Source organism: Bradyrhizobium sp. AZCC 1577, from assembly GCF_036924575.1.
Lineage (GTDB): Bacteria > Pseudomonadota > Alphaproteobacteria > Rhizobiales > Xanthobacteraceae > Bradyrhizobium.
Map to the genome: position 1 here is coordinate 614,626 of NZ_JAZHRQ010000001.1, position 12,293 is coordinate 626,918.

The 12,293-nt window shown below is 63.8% G+C and carries 13 protein-coding genes; 8 read left to right on the forward strand and 5 right to left on the reverse strand.

Annotation, left to right across the window (positions count from 1 at the left end):
- Positions 1 to 18: 18 nt before the first annotated feature.
- Positions 19 to 486 carry a nuclear transport factor 2 family protein gene (locus tag V1278_RS02855; RefSeq protein WP_334379640.1) on the reverse strand — a complete coding sequence of 156 codons (468 nt, stop codon included), beginning with the start codon at positions 484 to 486 and terminating at the stop codon, positions 19 to 21.
- 74 nt (positions 487 to 560) lie between these two features.
- On the reverse strand, positions 561 to 1,367 hold the full coding sequence (locus tag V1278_RS02860; RefSeq protein WP_334379641.1) for an alpha/beta hydrolase: 807 nt from the start codon (positions 1,365 to 1,367) through the stop codon (positions 561 to 563).
- A gap of 224 nt (positions 1,368 to 1,591) precedes the next feature.
- Here V1278_RS02860 and infC point away from each other — a divergent pair, with 224 nt between their 5' ends.
- Complete coding sequence (gene infC / locus V1278_RS02865; protein ID WP_028347926.1) at positions 1,592 to 2,131, forward strand: translation initiation factor IF-3; 540 nt, start codon at positions 1,592 to 1,594, stop codon at positions 2,129 to 2,131.
- Between the two features lie 148 nt (positions 2,132 to 2,279).
- On the opposite strand, the gene V1278_RS02870 is transcribed toward infC, so the two are convergent.
- A complete protein-coding gene (locus V1278_RS02870; protein WP_442893691.1) occupies positions 2,280 to 2,711 on the reverse strand; it encodes a hypothetical protein in 432 nt (143 codons plus the stop codon).
- A 265-nt stretch (positions 2,712 to 2,976) separates the two neighbouring features.
- Between V1278_RS02870 and rpmI the strand changes: the two genes are divergently transcribed.
- From rpmI to V1278_RS02900, 6 genes are all read left to right on the forward strand, one after another.
- Positions 2,977 to 3,177 carry a 50S ribosomal protein L35 gene (gene rpmI, locus V1278_RS02875; protein WP_008539890.1) on the forward strand — a complete coding sequence of 67 codons (201 nt, stop codon included), beginning with the start codon at positions 2,977 to 2,979 and terminating at the stop codon, positions 3,175 to 3,177.
- Positions 3,178 to 3,254: 77 nt separating this feature from the next.
- Complete coding sequence (gene rplT / locus V1278_RS02880) at positions 3,255 to 3,614, forward strand: 50S ribosomal protein L20 (RefSeq protein WP_028347928.1); 360 nt, start codon at positions 3,255 to 3,257, stop codon at positions 3,612 to 3,614.
- Between the two features lie 225 nt (positions 3,615 to 3,839).
- On the forward strand, positions 3,840 to 4,922 hold the full coding sequence (pheS, locus tag V1278_RS02885; RefSeq protein WP_334379643.1) for a phenylalanine--tRNA ligase subunit alpha: 1,083 nt from the start codon (positions 3,840 to 3,842) through the stop codon (positions 4,920 to 4,922).
- On the forward strand, positions 4,919 to 5,308 hold the full coding sequence (locus V1278_RS02890) for an ASCH domain-containing protein (RefSeq protein ID WP_334379644.1): 390 nt from the start codon (positions 4,919 to 4,921) through the stop codon (positions 5,306 to 5,308). Before pheS ends, V1278_RS02890 begins: the two co-directional genes overlap by 4 nt.
- A 9-nt stretch (positions 5,309 to 5,317) precedes the next feature.
- A complete protein-coding gene (gene pheT, locus V1278_RS02895) occupies positions 5,318 to 7,771 on the forward strand; it encodes a phenylalanine--tRNA ligase subunit beta (protein WP_334379646.1) in 2,454 nt (817 codons plus the stop codon).
- A gap of 217 nt (positions 7,772 to 7,988) precedes the next feature.
- Complete coding sequence (locus tag V1278_RS02900; RefSeq protein WP_334379647.1) at positions 7,989 to 8,759, forward strand: sulfite exporter TauE/SafE family protein; 771 nt, start codon at positions 7,989 to 7,991, stop codon at positions 8,757 to 8,759.
- A gap of 84 nt (positions 8,760 to 8,843) precedes the next feature.
- On the opposite strand, the gene V1278_RS02905 is transcribed toward V1278_RS02900, so the two are convergent.
- Both V1278_RS02905 and V1278_RS02910 read right to left on the reverse strand, forming a co-directional pair.
- Positions 8,844 to 9,605, reverse strand: a complete 762-nt coding sequence (locus tag V1278_RS02905) for an ATP-binding protein (RefSeq protein WP_334379648.1) — start codon at positions 9,603 to 9,605, stop codon at positions 8,844 to 8,846.
- On the reverse strand, positions 9,605 to 11,002 hold the full coding sequence (locus tag V1278_RS02910; RefSeq protein ID WP_334379649.1) for a flavin monoamine oxidase family protein: 1,398 nt from the start codon (positions 11,000 to 11,002) through the stop codon (positions 9,605 to 9,607). Before V1278_RS02910 ends, V1278_RS02905 begins: the two co-directional genes overlap by 1 nt.
- A 189-nt stretch (positions 11,003 to 11,191) precedes the next feature.
- Here V1278_RS02910 and V1278_RS02915 point away from each other — a divergent pair, with 189 nt between their 5' ends.
- The gene (locus V1278_RS02915; protein WP_334379650.1) at positions 11,192 to 12,172 is read left to right on the forward strand and encodes a YiiX/YebB-like N1pC/P60 family cysteine hydrolase; all 981 of its coding nucleotides are present in this window, start codon (positions 11,192 to 11,194) and stop codon (positions 12,170 to 12,172) included.
- The last annotated feature ends 121 nt before the right edge of the window (positions 12,173 to 12,293 follow it).

The following is a 12,293-nucleotide window of genomic DNA, read 5'->3' on the forward strand; positions in this document are numbered from 1 at the left end:
CGGCGGAGAGATTAGCGCTCAGGCCAAATGCCGCTTCATCTCCGGCCGCGTCTTCAGCGCTGCGCCCTGCTTGGCAACGATCTTGGCGATCCGCTCAGGCGCGAATTTGAGGTCGACGAAGGCCGGCGCGGTGTTGGCGACCTCGTGATATTCCATGATCTTGCCGTCGCGCAGCCGCATGATCGAGACGCCCTCGAACATCGCCCGCGCCCCTTTTGCTTCCGGCAGCGTCGAACGATAGCTGAACGTATAGCGCGCATAGAGCGTGTGGCCGTCACTGACGGGATCATGCATGTCCCAGCGAAAATCGGTCGCCGTGCGATAGAACCAGTCGTCGATCATGTCAGCGATTTTGGCTCGGCCCTCGAACGCACCATAGAACACGTCGTGATAGACGCCGTCCTCCGTAAACAGTTCCGCGAACGCCCTGCCGTTGCGCTGCTCGACCGCGTCGCAGAAGGCGCGGAGCATGGTTGTGGTGTTCACGGTGTTGCCTCCCGAACTCGTCATGCCCCGCGAAGGCCTTCGCGGACGATGACACCGTAGCTACCGGTGAGAACTTACCCCATCTCCGCCACCGCAGCGATGATCCGCGCGATGTCCTGCGGGCGGGACAGACGGTGGTCGCCGTCCTGGATCATGGTCAGCACCACGTCCTCGGCCGGCAACCGGTGCGCCAGCGCGAAGGCGTGCTGCCAGGGCACGTCGGGATCCTGCGCACCCTGCAGGATGCGCACGGGGCATCCGACCTCGATGGCGCTGCCGAGCAACAGGTGGTTGCGGCCCTCCTCGATCAGTGCGCGCGTGATCGGATAGGGTGCGCCATCGCCATACTCCGAAGGCCGCATCCACACGCCCTTGGTCCTGATCTCCTCGCGAACCTCGTCGGAGAAGCTGTTCCACATCAATTGCTCGGTGAAATCAGGCGCCGGTGCGATCAGCACCAGGCCAGCAAGCGTCGCAGGCGCTGCCTCACGCTCGGCGATGGCGCGCGCCAGCAGGAGCGCCAGCCAGCCGCCCATCGATGAGCCGATCACGACCTGCGGGCCCCGGCAGAACTGCTCGAATACCGCAACGCTGTCTTCCAGCCAGCGTCCGATGGTGCCATCGATGAAAGCCCCACCGGATTCGCCGTGGCCGGAATAATCGAATCTAATACAGGCCCGGCCATGTTCCGCAGCCCAAGCGTCCAGCGCGAGCGCCTTGGTGCCCCGCATGTCGGAATTGAAGCCACCGAGCCAGAATAGCCCGGGCCCGCTGCCGGCGCGGACGCGCACCGCGATCCGGCGGCGGCCGGCACCCTCCCCCACCTCGATAAAGGTCGGTTCCTGGTCGATTTGCGCTGAATTTGTCGCTGAATCAGTCATGGATCTGTCACTCTCGCCCTGCCGCTTTGTCCGCGAGCGCGCTCTATCGGTCAAGCACGAGACGGCCCGGCGCTTGCGGATCAGGCCGCCGCGCTATATTTGCCGGACGTGACCGAAATGCCTCGCATTTGACGGTTTTCGGGTGCAGACCGCGAGTTCGCTTGCTGTCTTGAGCGTATTGCTTCAAACTGCGGCCCTTCTTTCACAACTTTGGAGAGTTACCCATTCGCCGTCCCAACAGAGCCCCGCCCGCTGCAACCAAAGACGGGCCGCGCACCAATGATGATATCCGCAACGCGCAAATCCAACTGATCGATCAGAACGGCACCAACCACGGAACGGTCGAGACCGTGGTCGCCATCAAGATGGCGCTCGAGGCGGGTATGGATCTTGTCGAGATTTCGCCGAACAACAATCCTCCCGTCTGCAAGATCATGGACTACGGGAAGTTCAAGTATTCGGCACAGAAGAAAGCCGCCGAGGCGCGCAAGAAGCAGAAGATCGTCGAGATCAAGGAGATCAAGCTGCGGCCGATGATCGACGATCACGATTACGACGTGAAAATGCGTGCCATGCAGCGGTTCTTCGAGGAAGGCGACAAGGTCAAGATCACCTTGCGCTACCGTGGCCGCGAAATGGCGCACCAGGAAATCGGCACCAAGCTCCTGGACAAGGTGAAGGCCGACGTCGCCGAGTTCGCCAAGGTCGAGCAGGACGCCAGATTCGAGGGACGCCAGGTCGTGATGGTGCTGGCGCCGCGCTAAGTTGAGTTAGTAGAATCGAAAGCGGCCCGTCGGATGACCCGGCGGGCCGTTTTCGTTGGTGCCGGTTGCGTTCCCCGGATGCTGCGCAACGCCAACAGCGCGTTCACGCGCTTGTGGCGCTGCATCGCGTCCGGGACACGAGCTGGATCTAGGTCCGCGTGGCCTGCCAGGTGCCGCTGCAGTAGTCGCCGGTGATGATGCCGCGCCACCGGCCTGCGCCATAGCTGCCCACAAGCCGGCCGCCGCCGCTCGCGCGGGATGCGCCGAGCGAAACACTGACCGCAACCGCACCAGTGCGACTGACTGATCCTGAAACCCTGCCGCCGCCAGCCGATGAAACCCGGCCGCCGATAACGGTGAAGGGAACGCGATAACCGGAACTGCAATTACCCCGCGTCGTGGCAAACACCACGTTCCAGATGCCATCATAGGCTCGGACCGCCCTGCTTCCCCTCCGCGCGGCTTCGGCTGTGTCCGGGGCTGCCATCACGGCCAGCGCGACGAAAACGGGAAGCCAGCGCGCGGCGCGCAGGCCAAAAGAAGCGCCAAAACGGGCGATCAATCGCTGAAAATGGGCCATTTGTTCCTGCTCCGGGCGCGGATGGTTAAATGACGTCAGCGGGTAGGTAGCGACACTGCCTTTCGCGGTTCATCGTTGCCATTTGGCGCTTCCTCTGCCATAAGCCCGACCTTCATCGCCCGGCTGATCAAGGGCTGCCGTGTCGATGCCCGTGCGGGTTGCCTCGCTTTTGAGAAAAACCTGAGCACTTTCAACGCTCTAACGAGCATTTTAAGCCGCAAAAGCGCCCCTCGGGCGCGTTTTTCTGCGGCCACAGGAGAGCCAAATGCCCAAGCTGAAGACCAAGTCAGGCGCTAAAAAGCGCTTCAAGGTGACTGCCACCGGCAAAGTGATGCACGCCCAGCGCGGCAAGCGCCACGGCATGATCAAGCGGACGAAGAAGCAGATTCGTCAGCTCCGCGGCACCCGCGTGCTGTTCAAGACCGACGGCGACAACGTCAAGAAGTACTTCTTGCCGAACGCCTGATCGCGTTCACGTCATTACAGCCGAGCCGCGCCCGCGCGGCGATCTCGTCATCTTATTTCTGATCAAGGATACCAGTCATGTCTCGCGTCAAACGCGGTGTGACCGCTCACGCCAAGCACAAGAAAGTCTACAAGGCCGCCAAGGGTTTTTACGGCCGCCGCAAGAACACCATCCGCGCCGCCAAGGCCGCGGTCGAGAAGGCCGGGCAATATGCGTTTCGCGACCGCAAGCGCAAGAAGCGCACCTTCCGCGCACTCTGGATCCAGCGGCTCAATGCCGCCGTGCGTCCGTACGGCATGACCTACAGCGTCTTTATCAACGGCCTCTCGAAGTCGGGCATCACGGTGGATCGAAAAGTGCTGTCGGATCTCGCCATCAACGAGCCGGCGGCGTTCCAGGCGATTGCCGAGAAGGCCAAGGCCGCGCTGGCGGCCTAATTCGCAATCGCTGCGGCGTTCTTGCAATTCCGGTGTCATGCTCCGCCTTGTGCGCAATTGCGCACTGGGGCGGGGCATCCAGTAACCACCGACCGACATTTTGACTCCGGGGGTTACTGGATCATCCGCCTTCCGCCTTCGCTCGTTGAGCTTCGGCGGACAAGTCGCGGATGGTGAGGGTCCCGTTTGGACTGCGAGCGCGCGTTGCCCAAAGGTACCGTCGCCATGTCCGACCTAGCTCAACTCGAATCCCAAATTCTCAGCCAGATCGCTGCCGCCGGCGACGAAGCCGCGCTCGAAGCCGTGCGCGTCGCAGCACTCGGCAAGAAGGGCTCAATCTCCGCGCTGCTCGCCACCCTCGGCAAGATGTCGCCGGACGAGCGCAAGACACAAGGCGCCGCGATCAACCTCGCCAAGGATAAGGTGACGCAAGCGCTCTCGGCGCGCCGCGACATCCTGAAGTCGGCCGCACTCGATGCCCGGCTTGCCTCCGAGACCATCGACGTCACCTTGCCGTTGCGTGAGACGCCTGCCGAACAGGGCCGCATCCATCCGCTGAGCCAGGTCTTCGAGGAGGTCAACACGATCTTCGCCGACATGGGATTTGCGATCGCCGAAGGTCCTGATATCGAGACCGACGATTACAATTTCACGAAACTGAACTTCCCCGAGGGCCATCCGGCGCGGGAGATGCATGACACCTTCTTCTTCAATCCGAAGGAAGATGGTTCGCGCATGCTGCTGCGTACCCACACCTCGCCGGTGCAGGTGCGCACAATGTTGTCGCAAAAGCCGCCGATCCGCGTGGTTTGCCCGGGCCGTACCTATCGCATCGATTCGGACGCGACCCATACGCCGCAATTCCATCAGGTCGAAGGCCTCGTCATCGACAGGGGCTCGCATCTCGGCCACCTCAAATGGATTTTGCACGAGTTCTGCAAGGCGTTCTTCGAGGTCGACCATATCAACATGCGGTTCCGCCCGTCGTTCTTCCCGTTCACCGAGCCCTCGCTCGAGGTCGACATTCAGTGCCGCCGCGACAAGGGCGAGATCCGTTTCGGCGAGGGCGAGGACTGGCTGGAGATTCTTGGCTGCGGCATGGTGCATCCGAACGTGCTGCGCGCCTGCGGCATCGACCCTGATGTCTATCAGGGCTTTGCCTGGGGCATGGGCATCGACCGCATCGCGATGCTGAAATACGGCATGTCCGATCTCCGGCAATTGTTCGAGAACGACGTGCGCTGGCTCTCGCATTACGGCTTCAAGGCGCTCGACGTGCCGACGCTGGCGGGGGGATTGAGCACGTGAGTGCCGTCCCTGCGAAATATCAGGGTTTGCGCTCCTTCGCGTTCGGCGACGGGCCGGAGCTTGCCGACGAACTGCTCGACCTAGTGATCAAGGGCGTGAAGACCGCGACCTGCTCTACTGAGGACGAGCCGAACACGTCGACGCCGGGCGAGCAATGGATTGTGCTCGACGGGCGCGGGGAGCCACGTTGCGTGATTGAGACGATCGAAGTCAGCTACCGCCGCTTCCCCGAGGTGGATGCTGCCTTTGCCTGTGAAGAAGGCGAAGGCGACCGCAGTCTCGCCTACTGGCGGCAGGCACACCGCAATTATTTCGGACGGCTAGGCCGGTTCAGCGAAGACATGACGCTGATGTGTGAACGATTCCGGCTGGTCGAGGTTTTCTAGGAACGCACAATGAAATTCACGCTCTCCTGGCTGAAGGAACATCTCGACACCGACGAGCCGCTGGAAAAGCTTGCCGACAAGCTCACCATGATCGGGCTCGAGGTCGAGAGCATCGAGGACAAGGCGAAGGCGCTCGCGCCATTCTCCATCGCGCGGGTGATCTCGGCCGAGCAGCACCCCAATGCCGATCGTCTGCGGGTCTGCATGGTCGACACCGGCAATGGTGCTGCGCCGGTGCAGGTGGTCTGCGGCGCGCCGAATGCGCGCGCTGGGCTCGTCAGCGTGTTCTCGCCGCCCGGCACGTTCATCCCGGGCAAGAACATCACGCTCGGCGTCGGCACCATCCGGGGCGTCGAGAGCCGCGGCATGCTGTGCTCGGCGGCGGAGCTGCAGCTTTCCGAGGACCATGACGGCATCATGGAATTGCCGGCCGATGCGCCGATCGGCAAGGGTTATGCCGAATGGGCTGGGCTTGGCGATCCCGTGCTCGAAATCAACCTCACACCGAACCGGCAGGACTGCACCGGCGTGCATGGCATCGCGCGCGATCTCTCCGCCGCCGATATGGGCAAGCTCATCGACCCCGGCATCAGGCCGGTGAAGGGCGAATTCCCCTGCCCGGTGAAAGTGACGGTCGAAGATGCGACGCTGTGTCCGGGCTTCGCGCTGCGGCTGGTGCGCGGCGTCAAGAACGGCCCCTCGCCGGAATGGCTGCAGACGCGGCTGACCGCGATCGGGCTGCGGCCGATCAATGCGCTGGTCGACATCACCAACTTCATGACCTACGACCGCGCCCGCCCGCTGCATGTGTTTGACGCCAGGAAGGTGACGGGCAATCTCACAGTGCGCCGCGCCAAGGAAGGCGAGAGCCTGCTGGCGCTCGACGGCCGCACCTACACGCTCGATCCCTCGATCTGCGTGATCGCGGATGAGCACGGCGTCGAATCGCTCGCTGGCATCATGGGCGGCGAGACTTCCGGCTGCGACGAGAATACATCAGACGTGCTGATCGAATCGGCGCTGTGGAATGAGATCAACATCGCGCAAACCGGGCGCAAGCTCGGCATCAATTCGGATGCGCGCTACCGCTTCGAGCGCGGCGTCGATCCGGCCTTCATGGTGCCGGGGCTCGAGCTCGCGACCAAAATGGTGATGGAGCTCTGCGGCGGCACGCCGTCCGAGACGGTGGTCGTCGGCAATGCGTTCGGCGATGACCGCATCATCGATTTCCCGCTGAGCGAGGTCAAACGTGTGGCGGGAATCGAGGTGCCGCTGGTCGAGATGCGGCGCATCCTCGGCCATCTCGGCTTCATGGTGGCCGGCAACGGCCCGGTGGTGAAGGTCGCCGTTCCCTCCTGGCGCACCGACGTGCACGGCAAGGCCGACATCGTCGAGGAAATCGTCCGCATCGTCGGCGTCGACAAGGTGCCGATGACGCCGTTCGAGCGCGGCGACGAAGCGCGCAAGCCAGTGCTGACCACGATTCAGTCCCGCACCCGCCGCGCCAAGCGCGCGCTGGCCACACGCGGCATGGTGGAAGCCGTGACGTGGTCGTTCATCTCCAAGCCGCACGCTGAGATGTTCGACCGCGATCCGCCCAGCGCTTTGCCTGACCATGCGCTGGCGAACCGCCGCGGCCACCCTGAACTGTCGCTGGCCAATCCGATCGCGGCTGATATGTCCGACATGCGGCCGAGCCTGCTGCCCGGTCTCGCGACGGCGGCGCAGGCGAATATCAACCGCGGTGTTCCGGATCTGGCACTGTTCGAAGTCGGACAGGTCTTCGCCGGCGACAAGCCGGGAGATCAACTGGTTGCAGCCTCCGGCGTGCGCCACGGCTATGCCTCTTCGAACGGCACGGGCCGGCACTGGTCCGGCTCTGCTCAGACCGACGCGCTCGACGCCAAGGCCGATGCGTTCGCGGTGCTCGCGGCGGCCGGCGCGCCGATGCAGGCGCTGCAGATCGTTCCCGGTGGACCTGCGTGGCTGCATCCCGGCCGTTCCGGCACGATCCAGATCGGACCGCAGAACGTGCTCGGCTATTTCGGCGAGCTGCATCCGCGCGCGCTGGAGGCGCTCGGCGCCGATGGCCCGATGATCGCGTTCGAGGTGATCCTCGACCGCATTCCCGACGCCAAGAAGAGGCCGACCCGCGCCAAGCCGCTGCTCGAACTCTCCGCGTTCCAGCCGGTATCGCGCGACTTTGCCTTCATCGTCGATCGCGCCGTCAAGGCCGGCGACATGGTGCGCGCGGCGCAAGGCGCGGACAAGAAGCTGATCACGGACGTAGCCGTATTCGACGTCTATGAAGGCAAGGGCATCGATCCGGCCAAAAAGTCGATCGCGATCGCTGTAACGATCCAGCCGCGCGAGAAGACGCTGACGGATCAGGAGATCGACGCCGTAGCGGCGAAGATCGTGGCCGAAGTGACGAAGAAGACCGGCGGCACGTTGCGGGGATGAGCCGACGGGTCTGACAGGATAACCGCACGACGAGCTGCAACCTCTCCCGCTTGCGGGGGAGGTCGCATCGCATCGAAAGATGCGATGCGGGTGGGGGCTCCCTCCTCTCGAACAGTCTCATTTGTTGCGACACCCCATCCCAGCCTTCCCCCGCAAGCGGGAGAAGGAGCCCACCTCTGATGCGGTCGCAGCTCAACCCAATCTCAGGCGCTAAAGAATGAACTCGCTTGGCCTGATTCCACCCGACATCAGTCTCAACGTCGCCCTCGCGATTTGCGCAGTCGCCTTCGTCTCGGGAACGGCGCGGGGTTTTTCCGGCTTCGGCGCGGCGCTGATCTTCATGCCGCTGGCCAGCTCGATCGCCGACCCGCGGCTGGTGGCCGCACTGCTGCTGATCATCGATTTCGTCGCCGCCGCGCCGCTGTTGCCGAATGCGTGGGAGAAGGCTGACTGCAAGGCGACTGCGGTCATAGTGTTGGGCGCCCTGATTGGCGTGCCGATCGGGACCTATTTCCTGAGCCGGTTAGAGCCGGTGACGACGCGCTGGGTCATTTCCGTCTTCGTGTTCGCATTGCTGTTGCTGCTGCTCTCGGGCTGGCGTTACCGCGGCAAGGACCACGTGGCGGTCTCGATCGGCATCGGCGGGCTGTCAGGCTTTTGCAGCGGCCTCGCCCAGACCGGCGGCCCACCGATCGTCGGCTACTGGCTCGGCCGCCCGATTCCGTCCGTGATCGCCCGCGCCAACATCGTGCTGTTCTTCGGCGCCTCGGATTTCTTCTCCGCCGTGAGTTACGCCGCGACCGGGCTGATCACGATGGATGCGATCAAGTTCGCGCTGGTGGTCGGCCCCGTCTACGGCACCGGCGTCTGGTTCGGCGCATCGCTGTTCGGCAAGGCCAGCGAAGCCGTATTCCGCTCGATTTGTTACGCGCTGATCGCGGCCGCGGTGATCTTCGGCCTGCCGGCGCTGGATGGTGTTTTGCGCTGACGCCGTCGTCCCTGCGAACGCAAGGGACCCATAACCACAAGCGTTTGACGTTCGAATTGGATGTAGCCCCAGCGTGCTACAGCACTAGCAACTGTGGTTATGGGTCCAGGCTCGCGCGGAGCCTGTCATCGGGCGCGCATTCGCGCGACCCGTTGGCTTGGCCGCGACGACGGATTCATTATCCATCACCAGGTCGCAATACGCATAACCGTCGCGCTCGACGCGCTCGCCTGATGTTACCGCCACCCGCCGCGAAAACATCGGCCCTGCCACGACGCAGGTGTGAAACTCGCCGTTCTCGCCGCAGGGATCGATACCGTCCGGCAAGTCGGCGAGCAGCGTTGCGTCGAATTTCCGACCGGCAAATTCCGCCGGCAGCTTCTTCAGATCGACGGTCGCAATGTGGGCTTCCAGCCCGCTTGCGATCATTGCTCGCGCCAGCTCCGGCGTTGGCCGCTCCCAGAGCGGAAACAGCGGCGTGATTCCGGTGCCTGCCAGCTTCTGTTCGCGATAAGCGCGGATGTCGGCCAGGAACAGATCGCCGAAGATCATGTGCGTGACGCCGTCGGCAACCGCTTGCGCGACTGCCTCGCCCATCCGCGCTTCATAAATCTCGTTCGGACAGGGATAGGGAATTGCCACGACCCGCTGCGGCAGGCCGGCGGCCTCGCATTGCGCCTGCAAGATCTCCTGCCGCACGCCATGGATCGAGACGCGGCCGAACGTCTCGGTCACCGTGGTCAGCGCGCCGACCACCTCGAATTCTCCCGCGCGCAGCACTTCATGCAGCGCAAAGGCTGAATCCTTGCCGCTCGACCAGGAGATCAGTGCTTTGGGACGGGCCATCAGTTGCTCGGAGACGGCGCGCGCCGCCGCTGCTTCGCCGGCCGCGCCTCCGGTTCGGGGTCCTTCAACGCGCCGATCCGCCGCAGTGCCGCGTCCGCCGCGCGTTCGCCGCTCTCCCAGGCGCCGTCGATCGTTCCCCACAGCGTTTCATGGGTCGCCTCGCCCGCGAGATACATGCAGCCGATCGGATCGGTCAGAACCTTTCGCGATGACTGCCCGCCAGGACCGGCCGCTGACATCGCGCCGAGCGCGAACGGCGCGGCGTTCCAGCGCGTCGCGCTCGATTTCGTCACCGCGGCGGCCGCCTCGCTGCCATACAGCTTCGTCAGCCATTCCACTGCAAATGCCACCATGGCCTTCTCGCCCTGCGCGGAAAGATCGCGGCCGAACGAGCCGCCGACATCGAGGGTGCAGAGCGACGAGCCGCCGATATTGGCTGATATCAGCGCCGTCTTGGTCGAATTGCTCTGCTCGATGACGACGTCGTCACGGGCGAGGCCGAGCGGATTGCCCGTCATCTGCAGCGCGATCCGGTCGTAGCTGCCGAGGCTGAGTTTCGAAGCCGCGTCGAGCATGCGCTTCGGGAGGTCGGGCGCGAATTTGATATTGCCGGCCGCCAGCACGTTGCTCGACACTGTGACGACGGCAGCGCGGGCGACGATCTTTCCGGCAGGTGTTTCCACCATGACGTCGCGGTTGCTCCAGACGACGCGATTGGCGGGCGTCGACAGAGCCACCGGCACCTGCTCGCCAAGTTTTGCGATCAGCGTGCCCAGTCCCTGGCGGCAGCCGATCGCGATGTTGCGGTCCTGCGCGCGCGACTTGTCACCGACCGAGACGTCGTTCAGATCCTTGCCGGAGAAGCCGGCCCCGAGCACAAATTCTGCCGTGCCCGCCCAAACGCCGAGATCCTTCGGCAGCACGGAGGCGCAGGAAACATCGAACCGCCGCGCGGCGTCGTCGATGGCGCGGTTGGTACGAACCAGCGCCGCCAGAAACTCTTCGGTCTCGCCGGCGCGGGCATTGCGGCGACCGATGCGGATCTTCTGGCCGGATGGCGCGCTCGTGATCTCGAGCCCGGCCGCCCGCGCCAGCTTGATCATCGGATTGGTCTCGGGATTGTGCATCCAGCGCGCGCCGCGGTCGAACGGTACGTCGAAAGTCGAAACGTCGGTCTGGCAGCGGCCGCCGATCTGGCTTGCCGCCTCCACCACGATCACCCTGCGGTTCGCCGCCATGATCCGCCGCGCCGCAGCAATGCCGGCCGCGCCTGCGCCGATCACCACGATGTCGGCATCCCGCGGCAAGGGCGCGGCCCCCGCACGTGAACCAGACAAAACCGGAACCGCCGCCAGGCCTGCGGACGCCGACAGAAAGGTGCGGCGGGTCAATGTCATGTCATGGTTTCCAGGACCTGAAGGACGCGAGAACAGCTAGCGAACTGTGCAGCATCTCACGTGACGCAGCAACACTCATGGTAAATCAATCATGATTGACCCGCCTCCCGCATGAACTAAATTGAAACGGCTTGCGACCATGATAAGGAAACAAAAAAAGCGGAAGAAAAGCCGCTCTGGGGGAGTTTCATGGGCGTAATGCTCGACACCATCGGCCAATTGATCGCGGGCTACCTGCAGAAGGAAGTCCCGGGCTATGAGCCGTTCACGCCCAGCGATCCCGAACATCTGCGCGGCGTCATCGAGCCCGGCGATGTGCTGCTGGTCGAAGGCAACAACCGGATCTCCGGCATCATCAAATACCTCACGCAATCGACCTGGTCGCATGGCGCGCTCTATGTCGGCCCGGTTGACGGCGCCACCGAGCCCGACGGCGAGCCGCATGTGCTGATCGAGGCCAATATCGGCGAGGGCGTCACCTCAGCGCCGCTGTCGAAATATTTTCCCTATCACACCCGGATCTGTCGGCCGGTCGGCCTGTCCTACGAGGACCGCACCACGGTGTGCCGCTACGCCATCAACCGGATCGGCTTCGGCTACGACACCAAGAACATCGTCGACCTGATGCGCTATCTGATTCCATTGCCGATACCGCAGCGATGGCGGCGGCGCATGATCGCGTTCGGCTCCGGCGATCCCACCAAGATCATCTGCTCGGCGCTGATCGCGCAGGCATTCGACGCCGTGCGCTATCCGATCCTGCCGAAGATTACCCGCGCCGCCTCGCGAAAGGCCCGGCGCGAAATCCTGCATATCCGTGATTCCTCGCTCTACATGCCGCGCGATTTCGACATCTCGCCCTATTTCGAAGTCGTCAAACCCACCATCGTGCACGGCTTCGACTACACGGCCCTGCACTGGGCCGACAAACAGAAGCCGCTCCCGGAGGTAGCGGGCCAATTCGGTGTGTTTCCAGAGGTCAAGTCGCCGCCGCTTGTTCCTGAAGAGATTGACGAAGAGACGCCGCTTCCGGCTGCGGCTGAAGAAGTGACTGTTGCGACGATGGTCGAACGCATCACCGTGTCGGAACATTATCTCGCCGTCGAATATGTCCCGGTCCGCCCGCCGGAGCGCCGCATGAAGCCGCGGACATCGGAGATGACGGTGTAGGGCGGGCAAAGCGGCTTGTCCGCCGTAGCTCAACGAGCGACGGCGGAAGCGTGCCCACCATCAAAGCCAACGATCTGGAAAGATGGTGGGCACGGCGCAAGAGCACCTTTGCCCACCCTAC

Coding starts and splice junctions, on each gene's coding strand:
- V1278_RS02860 (WP_334379641.1), bottom strand. CDS start 1,367: ATGACTGATTCAGCGACAAATTCAGCGCAAATCGACCAGGAACCGACC.
- V1278_RS02870 (WP_442893691.1), bottom strand. CDS start 2,711: ATGGCCCATTTTCAGCGATTGATCGCCCGTTTTGGCGCTTCTTTTGGC.
- rpmI (WP_008539890.1), top strand. CDS start 2,977: ATGCCCAAGCTGAAGACCAAGTCAGGCGCTAAAAAGCGCTTCAAGGTG.
- rplT (WP_028347928.1), top strand. CDS start 3,255: ATGTCTCGCGTCAAACGCGGTGTGACCGCTCACGCCAAGCACAAGAAA.
- pheS (WP_334379643.1), top strand. CDS start 3,840: ATGTCCGACCTAGCTCAACTCGAATCCCAAATTCTCAGCCAGATCGCT.
- pheT (WP_334379646.1), top strand. CDS start 5,318: ATGAAATTCACGCTCTCCTGGCTGAAGGAACATCTCGACACCGACGAG.
- V1278_RS02900 (WP_334379647.1), top strand. CDS start 7,989: ATGAACTCGCTTGGCCTGATTCCACCCGACATCAGTCTCAACGTCGCC.
- V1278_RS02905 (WP_334379648.1), bottom strand. CDS start 9,605: ATGGCCCGTCCCAAAGCACTGATCTCCTGGTCGAGCGGCAAGGATTCA.
- V1278_RS02910 (WP_334379649.1), bottom strand. CDS start 11,002: ATGACATTGACCCGCCGCACCTTTCTGTCGGCGTCCGCAGGCCTGGCG.
- V1278_RS02915 (WP_334379650.1), top strand. CDS start 11,192: ATGGGCGTAATGCTCGACACCATCGGCCAATTGATCGCGGGCTACCTG.